We start from the raw sequence: 23,013 nt of genomic DNA on the forward strand, positions 1-23,013 counted from the left end.
TCCGGGCCCGTGCCATCACGGGCCCGGACCGGCTCTCTCGCTCAGTTGGCCGTCACCTTGGTGACGCCGCCCAGATAGCCGATGACCCTGGCCGCTCTGCGGCTGTTCTTGGCGGGCACGGTGCTCACGTATAACTGCGTCTCCACCGTGCGCAGCTCCTTGCGGGCGGTCGTCGCCGAGGCGAGCCTCTCGACGTTCGGCGGCACCCTGATGTAGGCACAGGGCTCGATCTTGGCCGTCACGGTGGTGGTCCTGGTCAGCGAGTACATGATCATCGCTCCGCCGTCGACGGTGCGCAGCGCGCGCACGGGGTAGTTGCTCGCGCCGAAGATCGAGTCGTAGCCCAGGCAGTCGGTCTTGTACTTCGGCCGCTTGCCCGCGATCTCCTCGGCGTAGCCGGTGGTGTGCGGCCCCTTCTCGATCAGCCCGGCGGCGAACCCCGCGCTGCCCTCCTCGGCGGAGGTCGCGTGCAGCGGCGCCATGAGCCGGGGGCTGATCTCGACGGTCGGGTCGTCGTCGTCCAGCGCGGTGGCGTACCCCTGCGCGTCCTTGGCGACCTCGGGCGCCCGGCTGCCCGGATCCAGCAGCGAGGTCGAGCTGAGGTACCACTCGTGCTCGCCGTACCTCGTCACGGTCAGCACGGCGGAGCGCGTCTCGCCCGCGGTGTCCTGCCGGTCCACGATCGCGGCGAACCAGAAGGGGGCTCGCTGCGCCCGCGGCACCAGCACCTCCGGCCTGCCCCACGTGTAGTGGGGCAGCGGCCCGGCCGAGGTGTTGAACGCGGCCGCGGTGAGCGCCTCCTGCGCGTCGCGGGTCTGCTCCAGGATGTTCCTGCGGTCGGCCTCCAGGTGGGGCGCCGCGCCCTCCAGCAACGCCTCGGCGCCGAGGATGCCGGACAGCGCCCTGTTCGCCTCCGCCAGCGTGACGGGGGGCGTGCTCAGGGCGGCCGGGGCCGAGGTCGAGGCCGGTGTCGTGGCCTGCGCGCTCCGCTTCGGCGCGGTGCCGCCGGAACTCGAGCACGCCGCCGCCGCGGCCAGCAGCGCCGTCAACGGCGCCAGGACGAGCACGAGCCGACCTTGTCGCCGTCCCCGCACGTCCGCCTCCTCAAGGTCCCTTCGGCGCCCATGCTAGCCATGGCGCGGGCACGGGTGTACACAACGGGGTTCGCCGGTCGCGTACCCTTTACAGACGTGGCACTCATCGATCCGGCAGAAGAGATCAACGAGCTCGTCGGCACGCTGAACAGCATTCAGGACGTGCTCGACCTCGACGCGATGCGCAAGCAGATCGAGGAGCTCGGGGAGCAGGCCGTCGCGCCCGACCTGTGGAACGACCAGGAGCGGGCCCAGAAGGTCACCAGCAAGCTCTCCTACCTGCAGGGTGAGGTCAACAGGGTCGAGTCGCTGGCACAGCGTCTGGACGACCTGGCGGTCCTGTACGAGCTCGCCGCCGCGGAGGAGGACGACGACACCCGCGAGGAGGCCGACCGCGAGCTGGCCTCCCTCAGGAGCGACATCGGCGCCCTGGAGGTCCGCACCCTCCTTTCCGGCGAATACGACTCCCGCGAGGCGGTCGTCACGATCAACTCCCAGGCCGGTGGCGTCGACGCGGCCGACTGGGCCCAGATGCTCCTGCGGATGTACCTCCGCTGGGCCGAGCGCAAGGGCTACCCGACGGAGGTCTACGAGACCTCCTACGCCGAGGAGGCCGGCATCAAGTCGGCGACCTTCACGGTGAAGGCGCCCTACGCCTACGGCACCCTGCGCGGCGAGCACGGCACGCACCGCCTGGTGCGGATCAGCCCGTTCGACAACCAGGGCCGCCGCCAGACCTCCTTCGCGGGCGTGGACGTGGTGCCGGTCGTCGAGACCACCGACCACATCGACATCAACGAGGACGACCTGCGGGTCGACGTGTACCGCTCCTCCGGTCCCGGCGGCCAGGGCGTCAACACCACCGACTCCGCGGTCCGCCTGACCCACCTGCCGACCGGCATCGTGGTCTCCTGCCAGAACGAGCGTTCGCAGCTGCAGAACAAGGCGACCGCGATGGCCGTCCTGCAGTCCAAGCTGCTGGAGCGCAAGCGGCAGGAGGAGGCGGCGGCGCTCAACGAGATCCGGGGCGAGTCCACCACCTCGTGGGGCACGCAGATCCGTAACTACGTGCTGCACCCCTACCAGATCGTCAAGGACCTGCGGACGGGCACGGAGGCGGGCAACCCGGGCGCGGTGCTCGACGGAGACCTCGACGAGTTCATCGAGTCGGAGATCCGCTGGACCCGCCGCCAGGAGTCGGGCGTCGAGGCGTAGTCGGCCGCGTGGCCGGCCGGAGGCCGGGCACCGGCGCGTCCGGTGCTCCACGGCCGTCCGGAGCCCGCGTGGCCGCGGCCGTCCGAGGGCTCGGCCGGGAGGCCGGTCCGGGGCCTTCCGGAGGCCCCGTGCGCCCCGGGAGTCCCAACGAGCCCGGTGCGCACCGGTGGACGCCGGTGAGCGCCGGTGAGCGCGGTGGGGCTCAGGCGCCCGTGAGGTGTCTCAGGGCCAGGGTGAGGAAGAACAGCGCGATCAGCAGCAGCGAGAGCATCACGGGCGTCATGCCGCCCAGCCCGTGCTGGTGCATCCGATCGCGGTAGGCCCGGCACTGAGGGCAGCGGCCCTCGGCGACAGGGTGGGCGCACCGTGCGCAGACGAGGTCTTCACAGCTCATGAGAGCCTCCGTCTCCTAGGTCAGAACTACTTTATGCGGTCGTTACCGGGCGCCGAATCGTTTTGTTTCCGTTATGGACGTTCCATGCCAGTCTTCCCCCTAGACTGGGCTCCGGCCAACCGGAACGTCGATCGAGAGTAAAGACCGGCGCCCCCCGGCCGGCGAGAGGCGGAACTGAACCTCTGCCACCACCGCGACCGTCCTAACCCCTAGACTGGCATGCCGTGATGCGCCCGTGATCCATTTTGATAATGTCACCAAGGTCTACGCGAACCAGAACCGGCCCGCGCTGGACCACGTCAGCGTCGATGTCGACAAGGGCGAGTTCGTGTTCCTCGTCGGCCCTTCTGGGTCCGGGAAGTCGACCTTCCTCCGCCTGGTCCTGAAAGAGGAGCGCCCCAACTCCGGGGCGATCCACGTGGCCGGCAAGGATCTCGCCCGACTGTCCAACTTCAAGATCCCGCACCTGCGCCGCCGGATCGGCTGCGTCTTCCAGGACTTCCGGCTCCTGCCGAACAAGAACGTGTACGAGAACGTCGCGTTCGCTCTGGAGGTCATCGGCAAGCCGCGCAGGTTCATCCGCAAGGTCGTGCCCGAGGTCGTCGAGCTCGTCGGCCTTGAAGGCAAGGCCCACCGGATGCCCGACGAGCTGTCCGGCGGTGAGCAGCAGCGGGTCGCCATGGCCCGCGCGTTCGTCAACCGCCCGATGATCCTGCTGGCCGACGAGCCGACGGGAAACATCGACCCGGCCACGAGCATCGGCATCATGAAGGTGCTCGACCGGATCAACAGGACAGGCACCACAGTCGTCATGGCCACGCACGACGCCGCCATCGTCGACTCCATGCGCAAGCGCGTAGTGGAACTGGAGGACGGCAAGATCGTCCGTGACCAGTCGCGTGGCGTGTACGGCCAGGCGTACTGACCCAGGACCTCAAGGAAGCGAAGCGACAGGAAGAGCATGCGGGCAAACTTCATCTTCTCCGAGGTCTGGATCGGCCTCCGCCGTAACCTCACGATGACCATCGCGGTCATCGTGACCGTGGCCATCGGTATGGCGTTGCTGGGCGTCGGCTTGATGATCAACTCCCAGATCTCCACCATGAAGGACTACTGGTCGGACAAGGTCGAGATCTCTGTCTTCCTGTGCAAGAAGAACGATGTCTTCCCGCAGTGCAAGGGCAGCGGCGGCGTCAACCAGCAGGAGCAGGCCGCGCTCAAGGCGCAGATCGAGGCCATGCCGCAGGTCGAGCACGTGGAGTTCGAGGACGCCGCCAAGGCGTACGGCAACTTCCGCGAGCAGTTCAAGAACGACAGCGTGATGCTCTCCGTGGTCCAGGCGGCGGACATGCCGGAGTCGTTCCGGGTCAAGCTCAAGGACCCGGACACCTACAGCGCCGTCATCGAGGCCCTCAAGGGCTCCCCGGGCGTCTCCAACGTGGTCAACCAGAAGGAGATCCTGGAGAAGTTCTTCGGGCTGCTGGAGAAGCTCCGCTGGGCGGCGCTGGTGGTGGCGATCATCCTGGTCTTCGCGGCCACGCTGCTGATCGGCAACACGGTGCGGCTGTCGGCCTACAACCGCAGGCGGGAGACCGGCATCATGCGGCTGGTCGGCGCCTCGAACCTCTACATCCAGCTCCCCTTCGTGATGGAGGGCGTCATCGCGGGCCTCATCGGCGGTGTGATCGCCGCCGTCCTGCTGATCGTCAGCAAGGTCTTCCTCTTCGACGGCGTGCAGCTCTACCTCGCCAACAACAGTCCGCTCACGTGGGAGACGGTCGCCTCGGTGATCAGCCTCACGATGATCATCGGTGTTCTCATCTGTGTGCTCACCTCGTTCGTCACGCTCCGCCGCTACCTGCGCGTGTGAGCCGCGGGCGGCGCGCCCGCCGGGCGCGCTGCCGTTCTCGGGCGCGGTCTGCCGCTCCGGTCCCCGGTAGGCTCAGGGCATGCCACGTGAGACCGGGCGGAAGGTCATCGCCCAGAACAAGCGTGCCTGGCACGACTACCACATCGAGGACACCTACGAGGCTGGTCTCGTGTTGCAGGGCACCGAGGTCAAGTCGCTGCGTCTCGGCAGGGCCTCCCTGATCGACGGATACGCCGTCGTCAAGGACGGCGAGGCCTGGCTGATCAACGTCCACATCCCCGAATACACCATGGGGACGTGGACCAACCACGCGGCGCGTCGCACCCGCAAGCTTCTGCTCCACCGCAAGGAGATCGACAAGTTGGTCGCCAAGACCAAGGAGGGCGGCCTCACCCTGGTACCGCTCGCGATCTACTTCAAGGACGGCAAGGCCAAGATCGAGATCGGCCTCGCCAAGGGCAAGAAGGACTGGGACAAGCGGCAGAATCTCGCCGAGAAGCAGGCCAAGCGTGAGATGGCTCGCGCTTTGAGGCACAGGAACAGGTAATTGTGACGGGGAAGGCTCGGCGAACCGTCGCCGCGGCGCTCACGCTGGCGGCGACGGTCCCCATGCTGTCCGCCTGCTTCGAGGAGCCGTCGGCCCACGAGGCGGTGCGTGACTTCCTGGTCGGCTGGCAGACGGGTGACTACGCCGCGGCCGCCCGCCGTACCGACGGGGACGAGAAGGCGGTCAGCAAGGCCCTGGAGGACGCCAAGATCCAGCTTGACGCGGCCTCGTTCCGCTTCCAGGTCAAGGGGATCAGGCGCACCGGAGACGCGTCCGAGGCCGACTTCGAGGCCGAGGTCGACCTGGGGGAGAACAACCCCCTGTGGGAGTACACCGGAAAGCTCCCCCTGAACCTGGTGGACGGCCACTGGAAGGTGCACTGGTCGCCCAGCGTGCTCCACCCCGAGCTGCGCGAGGGCCAGCGCTTCGCCGTGGACGTCATCCCGGAGGGGCGCAAGCCGATCCTCGACCGCAACGGCGACCCCCTCCAGCAGGAGGCCACGCTGTACGTGGCGAACGTCGTCCCGGCCACGCTGAAGAACGACGTCGCGGTCTGCGAGCAGCTCTCGAAGATCACCGGCTTTCCGCAGGACCGCCTGCTCAGCAGGATCAGGTCAGCCAGGCCCAACGTCCAGGTGCCGCTGGTCACCTTCGGCCGCACCAAGTTCGCCCAGCTCCGCGACCAGCTGACCGCCATCCCGGGGATCATCGTCTCCGCGCAGAAGCAGCCGGTCGCGCCCGACTCTCCCGCCCAGATCGTCGGTACGGTCACCGCCGTCACCCCCGAGACCGAGCAGCAGCTCGGCGGGCCGCAGCGGGCCGGCGACACCGTCGGCCGGACAGGGCTGCAGAAGGCCTACCAGGAGCATCTGACGGGCTCCACGGAGACCCGTGTGATCACGGTGGACCTCAAGACGAACGAGCAGGTGGCCGAGCTCCGCAAATGGCGGCCCACCAGGTCGACCTCGCCGGTGCGCACCACGCTCGACGGCCCGATCCAGAAGGCCGCCGACAGCGCGCTGTTCGCCGGGACGCCCGGCATGCTGGTCGCGGTCCAGGCCTCGACCGGTGAGGTGCGGGCCGTCGGCAGCACCAAGGAGTACAACCAGGAGAAGGACGCTCTGGCCGGCAAGTTCCCGGCCGGCTCGATTTTCTCCATCATGTCCGTCGAGGGGTTGCTCAAGGCCCAGGTGAGCACCAAGCAGAAGCTCGCCTGCCCCACGGACCGCAGCGTCGGCGGTGCCCAGTTCCACCAGGCGGATCCACCCGCCGGGAGCGCGCCCAGCCTTCTGGGCGACTTCGCCAACGGCTGCGTGACCGCGCTGGCCGCGCTGGCCCGCAAGGTCGACGGCGCCGAGCTGACGGCCAGCGCCGCCAAGTTCGGCATCAACTCGTCGTGGACCCTCCCGCTGAAGTCCTTCAGCGGCTCGATGAAGCCCCTGAACAGCGACGCGGCCACGGCCAGGGCGATCGCGGGACAGAACGTCTCGGTCAGCCCCCTGTCCATGGCGCTGGTCGCGGGGGCGGTCGCCTCGGGAACCTGGCGCCCGCCCGTCCTGGTCACCGACCCTCAGAACCCGGACCCGTCGGCCGAGGCCGAGCCGCCGAAGGCCCCGGCCCCGATCAAGATCGACGAAAAGACGATCAGCACGCTCCGTACCCTCATGCGGGCGGGTGTGACCGCGGGCTCGGCCCGGTCGGCCGCGGCCCAGGGCGACCCGGTCCACGGCTTCACCGCCGTCGCGACGCAGGGCCGTAAGCCGCTGGCCTGGTTCGTCGGCTGGCAGGGAGACCTGGCGGTGGCCGTGCTGACGGAGAGCTCCGACTCGACCGCGGGAGCGCGCATCGCCGGGCGGTTCTTCCAGAGCCTGCACGCCGGAATGTAACCTTCTGAAATATTTCTGTCACCCTGAGCAACCATCGGGTGTCCGGTCTGCGTCTTTCTAGGTGACCGGGCACCGCTTGGGGGGTTGCGGACCCGGTCAACGCGATGAGACAGGGGCTTCGTCTCGGGGGAAGCCCTGCCGTCGGGACCGGCTCGACCCTGCCGGTCGGCCCCGGGGCGCGTGTGACCGTACCGCGCCTTGGGGATGCCCCGCCTCCGGGGCTCCCGAGGGGCGGCCCCGGGGTGTTCGCGAACCCTTCCCGGGGCGTTCCGGTGGCGTTGCCGTCCCGTTCGCGGGCCTCGTGTCGCCGGGCGGGAATCGAGTTGGCGTTACCGGTGTTGTAACGGGTATCTTCGGATGGCTCGGTCCTTCGGGGTCGGGTTGACAACTCAACAGGGGGGTGACTGGTTTCGACTTTGGCTTTGCAAGTCAGGGGAAGCGGGTCGAGGACTGCGGACATAACCTCGTTAACACTGTGACCGCGACCAATAAGTGCCAATAAGACGCACTCCGAAGTCAGCCAGGGCAACCTGGCGCTCGCCGCCTAAGCAGCGAGTGACTTCTGCCGGCCCGGGAGCGCCTCCGGCCCGGATCCGGCATCGCTAGGAGGCTCAACCGTTCGACCCGGCCACGGGGAAGATCGGGAAATCTAACAGTGGCTGAGCCCGTCGGCGTCTTGCCTGCGTGATCGCCGGGGCTGAGAAAAACACAGCAGGATGCACCCGGAGAAGCCCTGGTTTGGAGTTGAAGGACGCGGGTTCGATTCCCGCCACCTCCACCCCCGTTCCGTGCTCGAAACACACGGAACAGATCGTCGAAGGGCGGTCGGGCGGACGGCGACGTCCCCCGGCCGCCCTTCGTGTTTCCCGCCCGGGGACGACCCGCCGAGGGCGAGGTCGCCGCCCCGGTCCGCGCGGACGGGCACCGCCCCGATCCACGTCTCCTCGTGCACGGGCCATGACCCGCTCTCCCTCGTGTCCGGCCCACTTCTCGTGCCCGGTCAACTCCTCATGTCCGGCCCACCTCTCGTGTCCGGCCCACCTCTCGTGTCCGGCCCACTTCTCGTGCCCGGCCCGCTCCTCATGGTCGGTCCACGACACACGTGCACCCGAAAAACGGCTTCGGGAGTGTCGGTCCGGGCTGTTTTACTGACCGCATGACGAATCTCGGTGGTAAGGCGGAGCTGTTCCAGTCGCTGCACGGAGGCGATGAGCCGCTGACGCTGGTGAACGCGTGGGACGTCGCCAGCGCGCTGCTGGTGGAGGAGGCGGGAGGCCGGGCGGTGGCCACCACCAGCGCCGGTGTCGCGTGGAGCCTCGGCGCCCCCGACGGCGACCGGCTCAACCGGGACCGCGCCCTCGACCTCGTCGCCCGTGTCGCCGCCGCGGTGCGGGTTCCGGTCACCGCGGACATCGAAAGCGGCTTCGCGAGCAGGGCCGAGGGGGTCGGCGAGACGGTCAGGGGAGTGATCGAGGCGGGTGCCGTGGGAGTCAACATCGAAGACACCCTGCGCGACGGATCCGCGCCGCTGCGCCCGGTCGAGGAGCAGTGCGACCGGATCGCCGCCGCCAGGGAGGCCGCGGAGGCCGCGGGGATCCCGCTCTACATCAACGCGCGTGTCGACGTCTACCTGCGTGCCGCCGGTGACCCCGCCGACCGGCTGGGGGTGGCCGCCGAGCGTGCCGCCGCCTATCTCGCCGCCGGGGCCAGCGGCGTCTTCGTGCCGGGCGTCGTCGATCCGGAGACCGTCTCCGCCCTGGTGAAGGCCATCCCGGCGCCGCTGAACATCCTGGCCGGTCCGGGCGCTCCCACGATCGCCGAGCTGGGGGCGCTCGGCGTCGCCCGGGTCAGCGTGGGCTCCTCGGTCGCCCAGGCGGCCTACGGGCTCGTCCGCGGCGCCGCCCGGGAACTGCTCACGTCGGGCACCTACACGACCCTGGACCAGCCTTTCGGGTTCGGCGAGCTCAACGCCCTGCTGGACGGCTGACGCCCCTCGGGGGCACCGGAGTGCGCCGAACGCGGCCGGCCCCGGGGCTCCGGACCTCGGAGTCACCGGTTCGGAAACCAAGGATCGAGACGAGGGAGAACACGGTGGCGGACGTCGTCGCGGGCGGTCCCGAGGACTTCATGATCGTGCGCCACCTGACCGTCGAGGGCGGTCAGCGGGAGATCGGGCGAGCGCTGGCCGAGGAGGCCGGGGCGGTCTCCGGATGGAGGCCCCCGGCGGCGCCGGACGCCGGCGTGAACGCGGCCCGGATGGCCTGGTTCGCGCGGAACTGGCCGCAGCACCACGCCCGCCTCGGCGGCATCGCCGAGGCGTTCGGCGCCGACCCGGTGAAGACCCGCCTCGACGGGCTGCCCGGGTTGCCCGGCGGGTCCGGATGCTCCGTCGTCTGGTGCCCGGCTCCGTCCGGGACCGACGGGCACGCCAGGGTCGGCCGCAACTACGACTTCTTCATCCTCAGCGCCGACCAGCTCTTCCGGGTGATGGCCGGACAGGATCCGGTCGCCTCGGACGAGCCGCCGATGGCGTCGCGGCCCTATGTGATCACGACGGTTCCCGACGACGGCCCGGCCTCGACCGTCATCACCATGAACGAGTTCGACGGCTGCATGGAGGGCGTCAACGAGGCGGGCCTCAGCGTCGCGCTGCTGATCGCCGACGCCGAGGCCGCGCAGGCGCCGTCGGCGGCCGGTCCGCGGGTGGGGCTGAACGAGGTCCAGCTCCCCAGGTTCCTGCTGGACACCTGCGAGAACGCCGGACAGGCCGAGCGAGCCCTGCGGGAGGCCGAGCAGTACACCCTCGGAGTCGACTGTCACTATCTGGTCGCCGACCCCTCGGGGCGGGCGTTCGTGTGGGAACGTGGCCCGGACGGCGCCCAGTACGTCGTCGACGCGGGGCAGGGACCGATGTGCGTGACCAACCACCTCCTCCACCGTCACCCGGACGTGTTCGCGCTCCCGGAGGACAACAAACACTCCTTCAAGACCTACGGGCGGGCGCGTGCGCTGGCCGAACGGACCCACGCCGGTGCCGTCTCGGGGCGGGGACTCCGTGACGCCCTCGACGCGGTCGCCTTCGACACCGCCAACGGCGTCGAAGGGGACGAGCCGTGGCGGACGCTCTGGCGGAGCGTCTTCGACCTGGACGGGCGGACCATGGCGACGCGTTTCTACCTCGGGGACGGCCGGGACGGCGCCCGCCACAGCGAGGAGATCGTTTTCACCGCGGGCCGGTGACTCCCCGGAGCCGTCTGGGGAGCGGCCCGTCAGCCTCGGGGAACGGCCTGCCAGTCCCCCGGGAGCTCGCCCAGGGTCACGTTGATCGTCGCGGACGAGCCGTCCGAGCGTGTGATGCGGCCCGTCGGCCCCGGGGAGCGGCCTGTCAGCCTCCCGGGAGCTCGCCCAGGGTCACGTTGATCGTCGCCGACGAGCCGTCCGAGCGTGTGATCTGGATCTTGGCCTGGTCGCCGGGGTTGAGGGAGGCGAGGATCTCGGACAGGGCCTGGGTGTCCGGGACGGGGGTGCCGTTGATCGAGGTGATCACGTCGCCCGGCGTGATGCCTGCCTTGGCGGCGCTGCCGCCGGGGGACACCCGCACCACGCCGACGCCCGCGGGCCTGCCGTCGGGGCCGATCACCGTCTGCACGGTGATCCCGAGGGCGGCCCGGTGGGTGTTGGTGACCCTGCCGCTCTTGATGATCTGGTTGGCGATGTCGGTGGCGGTGTTGGACGGGATCGCGAAGCCGATGCCCGGGGCCTGCCCCCCGCCGAGTTCGGGGTTGACGGCGGTCAGGGTCGGGATGCCGATGACCTCGTTGGCGAGGTTGACCAGGGCGCCGCCGCTGTTGCCGGGGTTGATCGCGGCCGAGGTCTGGATGGCGCCGGTGATCGTCGCGCCGGGGGCCGAGGTGTCCTGGGGCTCGCTGACCGTACGGCCCAGCGCCGAGACGATGCCGTCGGTGACGCTTCCGGACAGGCCCAGCGGGTTGCCCATGGCGAGCACGAGCTGTCCGACCCTCAGTTTGCTGGAGTCGCCGAACCTGGCCGGTTTGAGCCCCGAGGGATCGTTGACCTTGATCACGGCCAGGTCGCCGAGCTCGAAGGCTTTGACGAGTTTGGCGGGCCGGGGCGGGCCACCGCTGGCGAGCGTCACCTCAAAGTCCCTGGAGCGGCCCACCACGTGGGCGTTGGTGATGATGTGCCCGGAGTTGTCGTAGACGACGCCGGAGCCGAGGCCGTTCCTCGTGGTGATCTGCACGATGGACGGCAGCACCGTGGCGATGACCCGTTCGTACTTGGACTCCAGGGCCTCGGGGCCACCGGGCGCGGCACCGGGCGATCCCGGAGGCGTGCCCGCCTGCGCACCCGGAGGGGCGCCCGGGGGTGTGCCGCCCGGTGTGCCGCCCGGCGGCGTGGTCGTCGCGTTGGCCGGACCCGAGGGTTCCGCGCCCGGCGACTGCGATCTCACACTCTGGCCACAGCCTGCGAGCGCCACGACGGCGGCGGTGGCGAGCAGCGCGACACGTGAAGTCCATCCCTGCATGCGGGAGTATCTTCCCAGCTCATCGCGGAAGATACGCCCGACGGGGATCGCTCGGACGTGCCGGTGCCGGTATCCCTGTCCTGTCCTGCCCGTGGCTGTGCCAGGATGCGTGGTCCGCCGGTCGCCGGTCGTGCAGGAGCGGACGGCTGTCCGGGAAGGGGATGACCGTCCGGGAAAGGGGCGGCTGTCCGGGAAGGGGCCGTCCGGGAAGGGCGTGATCTCGGGGAGGGGGTCGCGGCCGCCTTCGTGGCTGCGAAGAATGCCGCGAAGAATAATGTTCTGTTCGCGGGGGAGGGGTGGAACGGCCGAGGTGAACGGCACCCTCGTGGCCGAAGTGTGATGGTATGCGTTCCATCTATCGGCGGAGGTGACATAGCCTGGCGCCCATGGCGGATGTTGGCGGCGACTCCTCCGGGCGCTCTCACGACAGATACATCCCGTCCTATGACGCGCCCACTGCGCCCATACCCGCCATCCGTGCCGAGGACGGCACGATGATCAACCCCCGGGTGCCGCGCAGCTTCCCCATCGGAGACGGTGAGGAGACCGTGCTCGTCCCCAGGCCCGACTCCGCGGAGCCCTCCGCCGGGAGCGGGGCCAAGGCCCCCACCGGGACCGGGGCCGGGGCTTCCACCGGGGCCGGGGCCGGGGGCAAGGTTCCCGCCGGGACTGGGACTTCCGCCGGGACCGGGGCGTCCGCGTCGGGTTCCGTCGAGCTCGTCGGATTCGGGCCCGCCGAGCCTGCCGAGTCCGGGGAGCCGGAGTCCGTCTGGTTCTTTCCCATGACCGGATTCCCCGGACTGGACTCCGCCGAGCCGGACTCCGGCTCTCCGGAGCGCGAGTCCGAGACGGAGGCCGATGCCGTCTCCGGGCGGCGGAGCGGGAGTGAGCCTCCGGCCGGAGGCCGTACGGGATTCGACGGCTTCGCGTCCGCGGACCTGGAGATCGGACGGGAAGAGTCCGCCCGATCCTTCCCCCTGCCCGACCCTCCCCGCTCCGTGGCCGCTCATTCCGGTCTTTCGATTTTCGATCCTCCGCACCCGGAGCCCGCCCGGCCGGTCGGAGGGGCCGCCTCGACCGTGTCGTTCCCCGAGGCGCGCGCCGGATCGCCGCTCGTGCCCGGCCCGCCTCCCGCGCGCTTCTCACCGCGGCCGCCCGTCCGGACGCCGAGCGTGCGCAAGAAGGACGGCCTGCTGATGCGGATCGGAGACATCCCCATCCGGGTCGTCTACAGCATCGGCGCCGCGCTCGTCACCGCCCTCGCGGTCTTTCTGATCTTCATGCTGTTCTCCGGCGACGAGCCCGCCGGGCCGGCCGAGCCCGCAGGGCCGGCCCGGGTCGGTCAGACGGGCACCGGCGCCGCGGCGCCGTCCGGACCCTCCGTGCCCGCGATCAAGCTGCCGACCCCGCCCGCCTCGATGGAACTGCGGGCGCTGCCGGGCACGCCGAGCCCGGTGCTGGGGGCGGTGGCCGACGGCAAGGCGGCGATCGCCTACGCCAAGCTGGGCAAGCCGTGGGCGGCCGCCACTATCCCCTCCTTCTCCGCGGGCCAGCGGGTGGGTACGGCGCAGACGCCGAGCGCCATGATCGTTTCGGGCCTGCTTCCCGGGGCCACGCCCCGGGCCGCGCTGAAGACCGAGGCCGAGTTCCGCGGGGCCGCGGCGGGGGCGGTGAAGTGGGCGATCGGCACCCAGTACCCGCCGGGGGGCAGGGTGACCTGGACCGCCTCGCAGCGGCCCGCCGCGGGCAAGGGGTGGACGCTCGGCTACCGGGTGACCTACGTGGTGGGAGGCAAGAGGCACACCTCGCAGGCGGCGCTCACGCTGCTGGACATCGGCCGCCGCAAGCCCGCGATGCTCCTCGTCACCGTGCCGGACACGCGTAAGCAACTTTGGGCTGATATCGCACCTTTGGTGGCTAGTGCCCGAGCATTGTGATGGAAATACATTCTAGAATATGGTTCTAATCACTGAGCCGTGTCTGGAGGCTGTCATGGCGATCGGGTTGAGTGAGGAACACCAGGCACTCCGCGAGTCAGTGATCGGCTGGGCGGAGCGGGCCATTCCGGCCGAGGTCGTCCGGGCCGCCGTCGCCGCGGAGAACGAGGAGCGCCCTGCCTTCTGGCAGAGCCTCGCCGACCAGGGACTGCTCGGCCTCCACATTCCCGAGGAGCACGGTGGAAGCGGCTACGGCCTGCTGGAGGCGGCCGTCGCCGTCGAGGCCCTCGGCGAGCGCGTCGCCCCCGGCCCCTACCTCCCGACGGTTCTCGCCGGTGCCGTGATCCTGGCCTCCGACGGCAAGGCACGGGCCGAGCTGCTGCCAGGCCTGGCCGACGGCACGCTGACCGGCGCGGTCGCGCTGACCGCTTCCGTCACCGGCAGCAGGGGACAGGACGGGGTGCTGACGGTCAGCGGCGTCGCCGAGCCGGTCCTGGGCGGCGCGTCGGCCGACGTCCTGGTGCTGCCGGTCGGCACGGACACCGGGCAGGAGTGGATCGTCGTGGACGCCTCCGCGGTGACCGTCACCCCGATCAGGGCGCTGGATCTCACCCGGGGCGTGGCCAGGGTCGAGCTGGAGGCGGTGGCCGTGCCCGCGGGGCGGGTCCTGGACGGTCTCGAACGGTCCGGAGTCCTCGGCCTGGCCGCGATCCTGTGTGGCGCGGAGGCCGCGGGCGTCGCGGCGTGGTGCGTGAGCGCGGCGGCGGAGTACGCCAAGGTGCGCGTCCAGTTCGGCCGCCCGATCGGGCAGTTCCAGGGAGTCAAGCACAAGGCGGCCCGGATGCTGGTCGCGCTCGAACAGGCCCGCGCCACCGTCTGGGACGCGACCCGCGCCGTGGACGCGGCGGGCGGGGCGAACGCGGCCGGTGAGCCGGAGGGGGGCACGGGCGCAGGGACCGGCACAGGGACCGGCGCAGGGACCGGCGCGGAGATCGGCGCGGGGACGGACGCGAGGGAGGGCAGGGGCGATGAGGCGGCCTACGCCGTGGCGATCGCCGGCGTGGTCGCCCCCGACGCCGCCGTGCAGTGCGCCAAGGACGCCGTACAGATCTTCGGCGGCATCGGCTACACCTACGAACACGATGTCCACCTCTACTACCGCCGCGCGCTGACCCTGCGCGCGCTGCTCGGCCCCTCGACGGAGTGGGCCGACACGGTCGCCTCCCTGGCGCTGAGGGGCGTGCGCCGGGAGATGGAGATCGACCTTCCCGAGGACGCCTCGGCGCTCCGCGAGCGGATCCGGACCGAGATCGCCGAGATCGCCGAGCTGGAGGGCGGGGAGCAGAAACGCGCGCTGGCCGAGGCCGGTTACGTCATGCCGCACCTGGCCGGGCCGTGGGGCCGCGACGCCGGACCGCTGGAGCAGGTGCTCATCCTCCAGGAGCTCAGGGCCGCGGAGGTCAGGCTGCCCCAGATGATCATCGGGGCCTGGGTGGTGCCGTCGATCGTCGTGTACGGCACGCCGTACCAGCAGGAGCGCTTCCTGCCCCCCACACTGAGGGGCGAGATGCTCTGGTGCCAGCTGTTCTCCGAGCCGGGCGCCGGCTCCGACCTCGCCTCGCTCCAGATGCGGGCCGAGAAGGTCGAGGGCGGCTGGCGGCTCAACGGCCAGAAGATATGGACGTCGCTGGCGCACGTCGCCGAGTGGGGCATCTGCGTCGCCCGCAACTCCTCGGCCGGTTCGAAGCACGAGGGCATCACCTACTTCCTGGTGGACATGAGGAGCGAGGGCGTCACGGTCAGGCCGCTGACCGAGATGACCGGGGAGACCCTTTTCAATGAGGTCTTCCTCGACGACGTGTTCGTCCCCGACGAGCTGGTGGTCGGCGAGGTCGGCCAGGGCTGGCAGGTGGCCCGCAACACCCTGTCCAACGAGCGGGTCTCGCTCTCCTCCGGCTCTGGCGGCACCGGCTCGTCGGTCTCCGACCTGCTCGGGCTGGTCGGCAGGCTCGGACGCGACCTCACCGGCGCCGAGCGCCAGGAACTGGCCCGCGTGCTCTGCGAGGGACACTCGATCAACGCGCTCGGCCTGCGGGTGACGCTGAGGCAGCTGAGCGGTGCCCATCCGGGCGCCGACGGCTCGGTCCGCAAGCTGCTGTCCACCTCGCACGCCCAGCACGTCTCCGAGTGCGCGGTCGCGCTGCTGGGGTCCGCCGCCGTGGTCGCGGCGGACATGAGGCTCGGCGACGCGGGCTACTGGACCCGTGCCGCGCTCGCCACCCGCGCCATGACGATCTACGGCGGCACCACCGAGGTCCAGCTGAACATCATCGGTGAGCGGCTGCTCGGCCTGCCCCGCGACCCTGAGCCGGGCAGGTGACCCGCGGGCGGGTAACCACGGGAGGGAACGGGCGGGTGACCGCGGGAGGGAAATCGTGCCGTTGTCTTTGCGGTCTCGGCCAGGGTGACTTTTCAGGCAGTCAATGACCTTGTGGCGGACGCCGTAAAGAAGCAAGAATCAGATCATCATGCCCAAAGTGACAATTCCCCCCGTCCTTCTCCTCCCGGGTCCCGCTTCGCCGGTCGCAGGGTTCCTCGTGAACCGCGGTGACGGCGGGGCGCGACGACCATGAGCCGGTGAACGAGGAGACGGTGCTCGGACGGCCGCCGGCGGATCCGCCCGCGGACGTCGACGCTGCCCGGAGATTCTCGCCGCTCGCGCTGCTGCGCGCCTGCCGGCCGCGTCAGTGGCTGAAGAACGGCCTGGTCTTCGCCGCCCCCGCGGCGGCGGGCGTGCTGTTCACCGTTCAGGGGTTTCTGGACGCGCTGATCGCCTTCGCCGCCTTCTGCTCCGCCGCGAGCGGCGCCTACCTGCTCAACGATGCCGCCGACGTCGAGGCCGACCGCCGCCACCCGCGCAAGCGCCACCGCCCGATCGCCGCGGGCCTGGTCTCCGTACGGCTCGCCCGGGTCGTCGGTGTCCTGCTGGTGCTGCTGGCCCCCGCGCTCGCCGCGCTGTCCGGCGGCTGGCGGCTGCCGCTCGTCGTCGCCGGATACCTGTCGCTGACGTTCTCCTACACCTACTACCTCAAGCACCAGGAGGTGGTCGACCTCGTCGCGGTCGCGGGCTGTCACGTCATCCGGGCCTTCGCCGGGGCCATCGCCGTTCAGGTGCCGGTGACGAGCTGGTTCCTCGTGGTGATCTCGCTCGGCTCGCTCCAGCTCGTGGCGGGCAAACGGGAGACCGAGCTGCGCGCCTCGGCGGGCAACGCCACACGGGCCATCCTGGCCGCCTACACGCCCGGCTACCTGGCGGGTGTCCGGGCGATGGCCTCCGGTGCCATGATCGTGACCTACTGCCTGTGGGCGCTGAACGAGCACCCGGGTCCCTTCTACCCGATCAGCATCGTTCCCTTCGTGCTCATCGTCCTGCGGCACAATCTCCTGGTCGACCGCGGAGTGGGCGAGGAGCCCGAGGAGCTCGCCCTGCGCGACCGGCCCATGCAGTTGTACGTCGTACTCCTTCTCCTTCCGCTCCTGATCGGGATCTACCTGAGATGACCTTGCTGACCGGCTGGGGCCGTACCGCGCCGACCGCCGCGCGCCTGGCGCGTCCCCGCTCGCCCGAGGAGGTCGCCGACCTCGTACGGCGGGCGTCCGACCGAGGCGTGGCGGCCCGCGGGCTCGGCCGCTCCTACGGCGACGCCGCGCAGAACGCCGGAGGGCTCGTCCTCGACTGCACCGCGCTGACCTCCTGGTCCCTGGACGAGACCACGGGACTGGTCACCGCCGCCGCCGGGCTGAGCCTGCACGACCTGATGGCGGCCCTGGTGCCCCGGGGCTGGTTCGTCCCCGTGACGCCGGGCACCAGGCACGTGACGGTCGGCGGGGCCGTGGCGGCCGACGTGCACGGCAAGAACCACCACGCGGACTCCTCCTTCGGCGCCCACCTGCGCTCCCTCACACTGGTCACGGCCGGGGGCGAGAGCCGTACGCTCACGCCGGAGGACGACCTGTTCTGGGCCACGGTCGGCGGCATGGGGCTCACCGGGGTGATCACCGAGGCGGTCTTCCGGTGCCTGCCGATCGAGACCTCGCGCATGCGGGTCGACGTCGAGCGCACCCGGGACCTGGACCACACCCTTGAGGTCATGACCGCGACCGACGACCGCTACCGCTACACGGTCGCCTGGATCGACCTGCTGGCCTCGGGCGCCAGGATGGGCCGCAGCGTGCTCACCCGGGGCGACCACGCGGGCCGTGACGAGCTGCCGCGCGGTACGGACCCGCTGGCCTTCGGCCCGGGATCGCTGCTGACGGCCCCGCCGTGGGCGCCGAACGGCCTGCTCAACCCGCTGACCGTGCGGGCGTTCAACGAGGCGTGGTATCGCAAATCGCGTCCCGCGACCGGCGTGATCCAGGAGATCTCGCCGTTCTTCCACCCGCTGGACTTCGTGGACGGCTGGAACCGGATGTACGGCTCGAAGGGCTTCGTCCAGTACCAGTTCGTGGTGCCGTTCGGCGAGGAGACGACGCTGCGGCGGATCGTCTCCCGTCTCTCCGCCGAGGGCGTGGTCTCCTTCCTGACCGTGCTCAAGCGGTTCGGTCCCGGCACGCTGGGAATGCTGTCGTTCCCGATCCCCGGCTGGACGCTGGCCCTGGACATTCCGGCGGGCCAGCGGGGGTTGGCCGGGCTGCTGCGGGAGCTCGACGGCTGGATCGCGGAGGCGGGCGGGCGGCTCTACCTGGCCAAGGACTCGCGGATGTCGGCGAGGACGATGGCCGCGACGTATCCCCGGCTGGAGGAGTGGCGTAAGGTCCGCCACGAGGCGGATCCCGCGGGGATCTTCCGCTCCGACCTGGCGAGAAGGCTCGGCCTGTGAGCCGGAGCCTGTCATGTGAGGCCGGTCCCGCGAGACCGGCGAGGAGGTGCGTTCCTGTGAGGTTCGGTTCCGCGCGGCCGCCGAGGAGGGCTGCCCGGTGAAGAACGCCCTGGGCTCGGTCGACACCGTGCTGCTGCTGGGCGGCCGCAGCGAGATCGGCCTGGCGATCGTCGAGCGGCTGGTCCGGAACGGCGCGAGCAGGGTCGTGCTGGCGCTGCGCGATCCCGGTGACACGCCCCCGGCCATCGGGGGCGCGGAGGTGCACCTGGTGGAGTTCGACGCCTCCAGGCCCGAGACGCACGGCGAGGTGATCGAGACGGCCGTGAAGCTGGTCGGCGACCTCGACGTGGTGATCCCCGCCTTCGGCGTCCTGGGCAGCCAGGCCGTCTACGACGACGACCCGGTCGCCGCCGTGCGGGCGGTCGCGGTCAACTACGGCGGCCACGTCTCCGCCGGGCTCTTCGCCGCCCGGCGGCTGCGCGAGCAGGGCCACGGCACGCTGGTGGTCCTGTCCTCGGTCGCGGGGGTGCGGGTGCGCCGGGCCAACTTCGTGTACGGCTCGGCCAAGGCGGGCCTGGACGGCTTCGCGCAGGGACTGGGCGACGCGCTGCACGGTTCCGGCGCCCGGGTGATGATCGTACGGCCCGGCTTCGTCATCGGCAGGATGACCAGGGGCATGTCCCCCGCGCCGATGTCCTCGACCCCGGGCCAGGTCGCCGACGCGGTGGTGGACGGGCTGCGCTCCGGCGCCGAGATCGTCTGGGTGCCCGGCATGCTGCGCGCCTTCTTCGCGGTGATGCGCGTCCTGCCCCGCGCGATCTGGCGGAGAATGCCCCGCTGAGACCTCGCCGAGACGGGGCCGCTTCCCGCCCGCGCCTCCGCTCCCTCCGCCTCCCCTCTCGCGTGTGCGCTCACGCGGGACGGGGGCGGGGCCGTGGAGGCGACGGTTACCGCCGGCCCCAGGAACGGTCTCCACACCTTCAACTACGCGGTGTCACCTTTCGGCGGATCTTGGCGCCCGTGCTACGACGGGCTCAATGATCTTTCAGAGAGCGTCTCAGGAGGCCTGATGGCACCCGTCCGTGCTGTTCGCACCGTAGCCCTCGTCGCCGTTCTGCTCGCCGGTCCACTCGCTCTTCCGGCCGCCGCCGCGCCGGCCGTACGCGCCGACGGTTCTCCCGCGCGGGCGGGGGCGATATTCACCGCCAACCTCATCGCCCGCCAGAGCGACAGATGCCTGTCGGTCTCCACGGGCAGCACCCGGAACGGCTCACCCGCGATCCAGTGGGACTGCGGCTCCCAGCTCGACCAGCTGTGGAGGATGGTCTCGATGGGGGGCGGCTTCTACCACCTGCGGGCCACCCACAGCAGCAAGTGCCTGTCGGTGGCCAACGGGAGCACCGAGGACGGGGCCGTCGTGATCCAGTGGGAGTGCGGCCCCCAGTACGACCAGCAGTGGAAGCTCGTCCAGAAGGAGGGCGGCTTCTTCGCCTTCGTCGCCCGGCACAGCGGCAAGTGCCTGTCGGTGTACGACGGAAGCGCGCAGAGCGGCGCCTCGGTGATCCAGTGGGAGTGCGGCACCCAGCACGACCAGCAGTGGAAGTTCGCCTGACAGGCCGACCGCCTGATCACCCGGCCGTCCGGCGACCCGCCGGACGGCCGTCTCCCCGAGAGGGGGCGTGCCCGCCGAGGCGGGAGAGGGGCCGGTGTGAGCTCTTGGACGGCGCTCCCGCGGGGTACCGGTAGCGCATGGGGGATGTTCTGCCCCAGGAGGTCCTCCGGGAGGTGGTCGACCTTCTCGTCCGCCTGGTCGAGGCGGCCGGGGCGATCATCATCTTCGTCGGGGCGGCGATGGCCTTCGCCCGCTTCCTGGTGCTCGTCGTGCGCCGGCGCGACGGTGGCGGGTTCGTCGCCGTGCGCCTGTTCCTGGGCCGGTTCCTCGCGCTGGGGCTGGAGTTCCAGCTGGCGGGGGACATACTGCGTACGGCCATCTCGCCGAGCTTCGCGCAGATCGGCCAGCTGGCGGCGATCGCGGCCATCAGGACCGCGCTGAACTTCTTCCTGAGCAGGGAGATCGAGCGGGAGGGGCGCGAGGTGGACGCGGCGGGGAAGCCGGGTGGCCGCCCCGTGACCGGTGCCGGAAGTGGCTGACACCGTGCGGGCGACCGTCACCCTGGCCGTCACGCTGGTCGTCGCCATGGGGCTGGTCGCCGCGCTCGCCGTACTGCTGCTCGGCGGGGGACCCGGGGGCGCGATGGCGACGCTGCTGGACTTCCTCCTCGCCGCCGGGCTCCTGCGCCTGTCCCAGACCCAGACGTGGGCGGCGATCGCGGTGGCCGCGCTCACGGTGGTGATCCGCAAGGTCGTCGCCGCCGGGTTCCTGCGGTCGCGGCAGGTCGTCGCGGGTGGGGCGGGGCCGGGCCTCAGGCCCTGGCGGCGGCGCTCTCGCCGGTGAACGCGGCCACCGCGCCCAGACCGAGATAGACGACGCCGCTGGTGACGTCCAGCCGGCGGCGGGCCCGGGCCGAGCGGCGCAGACGGCCCGCCATGGCCGAGGCGAGCAGGGCGAACGCGCCGTCGCTGGCCATGCCGAGCGCGATCCAGACCAGGCCGAGCACCACGACCTGGACGGCCACCGGGCCGCGTGCGGGGTCGGTGAACTGGGGGAGGAAGGCCAGGAAGAAGATCGCGGTCTTCGGGTTGAGCACGTTGATCACGAAGCCCTCCCAGAACAGCCGTGTCCTGGACGCGAGCGGTGGTTCGGCGGCCTCGTCGCCGCCGGAGCGGGCCGTCAGCTTACGGATGCCGAGCCAGACCAGATAGGCCGCGCCCAGATACTTGACCACGGTGAACGCGGTCGCGGACGCGGCCACCAGGGCGCTGACGCCCAGGGCCGCCGCGACCACGTGCACCACGGAGCCCAGATGGATGCCCAGGACGGACACCAGCCCGGCACCGCGGCCCTGGGCGACGCTGCGGGTCACGATGTAGAGCACCGCGGGACCCGGTACGAGGAGGAGGGCGAGGGTCGCGGCAGCGAAAAGGGCGAGTGTCATCACATCTGGCATATCCGGATCGTAGGCTCGGCGGGTTTCGGCCGCCTCGTATTTTCCGCTGGGGTTCCGCTGGGGTTCCGCGGAGGCTCGGTGGGCTGTGCGGAAGGGAACGGCCTACGTGTTCACCGTCGCGGTCAGGGCGGCCAGGAGGGCGGCGGTCGCCGGCGGGAGCGGGGGCTCGCCGTACGTGGCGGCGTAGACGTGCCGGATCGAGCCGGGCACCTCGATCGCGTCGACCCCGGGATGACGGTGCGCCTGCAGGGCCAGTCCGGGCAGGACCGTCACCCCGATCCCGGCGGCGACGAGGGCCTGGACGGCGACGACGTCGTCGGTGGTGAAGGCGATCTCCGGTTCGAAGCCCGCCCGCGCGCACAGGTCGAGCAGGTGGCTCCGGCACCGGTCGCAGCCTCCGATCCACGGGGAGTCGCGGTGCGCGCGCAGCCCGTCGGCCCGTCCCGAGGTGACCAGGTAGCTGGGGTCGTCCAGCAGGGGGACCAGCCGGATCCCCTCGGCCTCCGGGGCGGTGTCGTCGTAGCGGAAGATGACCGCCACGTCCACGTAGCCCGCGCGGAGCATGCGCAGGGCCTCCGGCGGCTCGGTCTCGGTCAGGCGCAGTCCCAGCCCCGGATGCTCCCGGGCGAGCAGCGAGGCCGCCTGCGGTACGAACGTGCCCAGCGCCGAGGGGAATGCCGCCAGCCTGACCCGGCCCGCGCGCAGGCCGACGTGCGCGGAGAGCTCGGCGGAGGCGGAGTCGACGCGGCCGACGATCTCGGTGGCCCGCTCGGCCAGCAGACGGCCCGCCTCGGTGAGCCTGATGCCCCGGCCGACCCGCTGGATCAGCTTCGCGCCGGTCTCGGCTTCGAGTCTGGCGAGATGGTGGCTGACCGAGGGCTGGGAGTAGTGCAACTCCTTGGCGGCGGCGGTGACCGAGCCGTGTCTTGCCACGGCGGCCAGTACGCGAAGCCTGACGAGATCGAGCATGTATTAAAATTATCGATGAATTACCAGAAAGATAGACATTAGACGTTATATATTGCCGCGGCGCACGCTTGGGGCATGGGAATCACGACGCTCACCCGTCCCGGCCTGGCGGAACTGGTGACGAAGGTACGAGAACTGACCGATCGGCCGACAAATCCCCGCGTCACGGCATTCGCCGTGGCCGACGCGCTGCGTGAGCAGCTGCCCTCGCCGGAGATCCTGACCGCCGAGGAACGCCTCGGAGACCCCGACCGCTACGTCAGCCACACCCTCCATGCCGAGGCGGGTTTCTCGATCGTGGCCCTGGTCTGGCGGCCCGGACAGGAGACCGTGATCCACGACCACATCGCGTGGTGCGTGTTCGGGGTCCTGCAGGGGGTGGAGTACGAGACGCTCTACCGCCTCGACGGCGACCACCTGACCGAGATCGGCCGTACGGCCAACCAGGTGGGCGACGTCAGCGGCTTCGCGCCGCCGGGGGACGTCCACCGGGTCCGCAACACCGGCGGGACCACGGCGATCTCCCTGCACGTCTACGGCGCCGATGTCAGCGCCACCTCCAGCAGCGTCCGCCGGGTCTACGACCTGCCGGTCCGCTGAGAGT

At 70.9% G+C, this 23,013-nt stretch carries 21 protein-coding genes and 1 other RNA gene; 17 read left to right on the top strand and 5 right to left on the bottom strand.

What is annotated here, in order from left to right; genetic code table 11:
• Positions 1–41: 41 nt before the first annotated feature.
• The gene (locus AB0N02_RS04610; RefSeq protein ID WP_363942721.1) at positions 42–1,094 is read right to left on the bottom strand and encodes a hypothetical protein; all 1,053 of its coding nucleotides are present in this window, start codon (positions 1,092–1,094) and stop codon (positions 42–44) included.
• A 96-nt stretch (positions 1,095–1,190) separates the two neighbouring features.
• On the opposite strand from AB0N02_RS04610, the gene prfB reads away from it, so the two are divergent.
• Positions 1,191–2,309, top strand: a complete 1,119-nt coding sequence (gene prfB, locus AB0N02_RS04615; RefSeq protein ID WP_363942723.1) for a peptide chain release factor 2 — start codon at positions 1,191–1,193, stop codon at positions 2,307–2,309.
• A 202-nt stretch (positions 2,310–2,511) separates the two neighbouring features.
• On the opposite strand, the gene AB0N02_RS04620 is transcribed toward prfB, so the two are convergent.
• A complete protein-coding gene (locus AB0N02_RS04620; protein ID WP_363942726.1) occupies positions 2,512–2,703 on the bottom strand; it encodes a hypothetical protein in 192 nt (63 codons plus the stop codon).
• A gap of 235 nt (positions 2,704–2,938) precedes the next feature.
• Between AB0N02_RS04620 and ftsE the strand changes: the two genes are divergently transcribed.
• From ftsE to AB0N02_RS04655, 7 genes are all read left to right on the top strand, one after another.
• A complete protein-coding gene (ftsE, locus tag AB0N02_RS04625) occupies positions 2,939–3,628 on the top strand; it encodes a cell division ATP-binding protein FtsE (protein WP_012888192.1) in 690 nt (229 codons plus the stop codon).
• A gap of 36 nt (positions 3,629–3,664) precedes the next feature.
• Positions 3,665–4,573, top strand: coding sequence for a permease-like cell division protein FtsX (gene ftsX / locus AB0N02_RS04630; RefSeq protein ID WP_363942729.1), 909 nt, complete (start codon positions 3,665–3,667; stop codon positions 4,571–4,573).
• Between the two features lie 79 nt (positions 4,574–4,652).
• Positions 4,653–5,120 (top strand): SsrA-binding protein SmpB, encoded by a 468-nt coding sequence (gene smpB / locus AB0N02_RS04635; RefSeq protein ID WP_363942732.1) that lies wholly within the window; start codon positions 4,653–4,655, stop codon positions 5,118–5,120.
• Positions 5,121–5,122: 2 nt separating this feature from the next.
• Positions 5,123–7,006 carry a penicillin-binding transpeptidase domain-containing protein gene (locus tag AB0N02_RS04640; RefSeq protein ID WP_363942734.1) on the top strand — a complete coding sequence of 628 codons (1,884 nt, stop codon included), beginning with the start codon at positions 5,123–5,125 and terminating at the stop codon, positions 7,004–7,006.
• 396 nt (positions 7,007–7,402) lie between these two features.
• Positions 7,403–7,787, top strand: a transfer-messenger RNA (tmRNA) gene (ssrA, locus tag AB0N02_RS04645).
• Between the two features lie 375 nt (positions 7,788–8,162).
• Positions 8,163–8,993 (top strand): isocitrate lyase/phosphoenolpyruvate mutase family protein, encoded by an 831-nt coding sequence (locus AB0N02_RS04650; protein WP_363942736.1) that lies wholly within the window; start codon positions 8,163–8,165, stop codon positions 8,991–8,993.
• Between the two features lie 104 nt (positions 8,994–9,097).
• Positions 9,098–10,246, top strand: coding sequence for a C45 family autoproteolytic acyltransferase/hydolase (locus AB0N02_RS04655; RefSeq protein ID WP_363942739.1), 1,149 nt, complete (start codon positions 9,098–9,100; stop codon positions 10,244–10,246).
• A gap of 145 nt (positions 10,247–10,391) precedes the next feature.
• Here AB0N02_RS04655 and AB0N02_RS04660 read toward each other — a convergent pair whose 3' ends face one another.
• Positions 10,392–11,552, bottom strand: a complete 1,161-nt coding sequence (locus AB0N02_RS04660; protein ID WP_363942741.1) for a trypsin-like peptidase domain-containing protein — start codon at positions 11,550–11,552, stop codon at positions 10,392–10,394.
• A 386-nt stretch (positions 11,553–11,938) separates the two neighbouring features.
• Here AB0N02_RS04660 and AB0N02_RS04665 point away from each other — a divergent pair, with 386 nt between their 5' ends.
• The 8 genes from AB0N02_RS04665 (at position 11,939) to AB0N02_RS04700 (ending at position 20,827) form a co-directional block, all read left to right on the top strand.
• Positions 11,939–13,489: a hypothetical protein gene (locus AB0N02_RS04665; protein ID WP_363942743.1), complete on the top strand. Its 1,551-nt coding sequence runs from the start codon at positions 11,939–11,941 to the stop codon at positions 13,487–13,489.
• Positions 13,490–13,544: 55 nt separating this feature from the next.
• Positions 13,545–15,869, top strand: a complete 2,325-nt coding sequence (locus tag AB0N02_RS04670) for an acyl-CoA dehydrogenase (RefSeq protein ID WP_363942746.1) — start codon at positions 13,545–13,547, stop codon at positions 15,867–15,869.
• A 341-nt stretch (positions 15,870–16,210) separates the two neighbouring features.
• A complete protein-coding gene (locus AB0N02_RS04675; RefSeq protein ID WP_363943425.1) occupies positions 16,211–17,050 on the top strand; it encodes a decaprenyl-phosphate phosphoribosyltransferase in 840 nt (279 codons plus the stop codon).
• Positions 17,047–18,372: an FAD-binding oxidoreductase gene (locus AB0N02_RS04680; RefSeq protein WP_363942749.1), complete on the top strand. Its 1,326-nt coding sequence runs from the start codon at positions 17,047–17,049 to the stop codon at positions 18,370–18,372. Before AB0N02_RS04675 ends, AB0N02_RS04680 begins: the two co-directional genes overlap by 4 nt.
• Before the next feature lie 97 nt (positions 18,373–18,469).
• Positions 18,470–19,213, top strand: a complete 744-nt coding sequence (locus AB0N02_RS04685) for a decaprenylphospho-beta-D-erythro-pentofuranosid-2-ulose 2-reductase (RefSeq protein ID WP_363942752.1) — start codon at positions 18,470–18,472, stop codon at positions 19,211–19,213.
• Between the two features lie 228 nt (positions 19,214–19,441).
• Positions 19,442–19,984, top strand: a complete 543-nt coding sequence (locus AB0N02_RS04690) for an RICIN domain-containing protein (RefSeq protein ID WP_363942755.1) — start codon at positions 19,442–19,444, stop codon at positions 19,982–19,984.
• Positions 19,985–20,121: 137 nt separating this feature from the next.
• On the top strand, positions 20,122–20,523 hold the full coding sequence (locus AB0N02_RS04695; protein ID WP_363942757.1) for a DUF1622 domain-containing protein: 402 nt from the start codon (positions 20,122–20,124) through the stop codon (positions 20,521–20,523).
• Entirely contained in the window at positions 20,516–20,827 is a 312-nt protein-coding gene (locus tag AB0N02_RS04700) for a hypothetical protein (RefSeq protein WP_363942759.1), read from the top strand. The genes AB0N02_RS04695 and AB0N02_RS04700 overlap by 8 nt, the downstream gene beginning before the upstream one ends.
• Here the strand turns inward: AB0N02_RS04700 and AB0N02_RS04705 are convergent.
• Together AB0N02_RS04705 and AB0N02_RS04710 are read right to left on the bottom strand one after the other, a co-directional pair.
• Positions 20,796–21,440 (bottom strand): LysE family translocator, encoded by a 645-nt coding sequence (locus tag AB0N02_RS04705; RefSeq protein WP_363942761.1) that lies wholly within the window; start codon positions 21,438–21,440, stop codon positions 20,796–20,798. The two genes, AB0N02_RS04700 and AB0N02_RS04705, sit on opposite strands and share 32 nt — an antisense overlap.
• Positions 21,441–21,542: 102 nt before the next feature.
• Entirely contained in the window at positions 21,543–22,409 is an 867-nt protein-coding gene (locus tag AB0N02_RS04710) for a LysR family transcriptional regulator (protein ID WP_363942764.1), read from the bottom strand.
• Between the two features lie 75 nt (positions 22,410–22,484).
• Here AB0N02_RS04710 and AB0N02_RS04715 point away from each other — a divergent pair, with 75 nt between their 5' ends.
• Positions 22,485–23,009, top strand: a complete 525-nt coding sequence (locus AB0N02_RS04715; protein ID WP_363942767.1) for a cysteine dioxygenase family protein — start codon at positions 22,485–22,487, stop codon at positions 23,007–23,009.
• Positions 23,010–23,013 lie beyond the last annotated feature (4 nt).

Origin of the sequence: Streptosporangium sp. NPDC051022, assembly GCF_040683035.1 — a bacterium.
In the GTDB taxonomy this organism is placed as follows: Bacteria; Actinomycetota; Actinomycetes; order Streptosporangiales; family Streptosporangiaceae; genus Streptosporangium.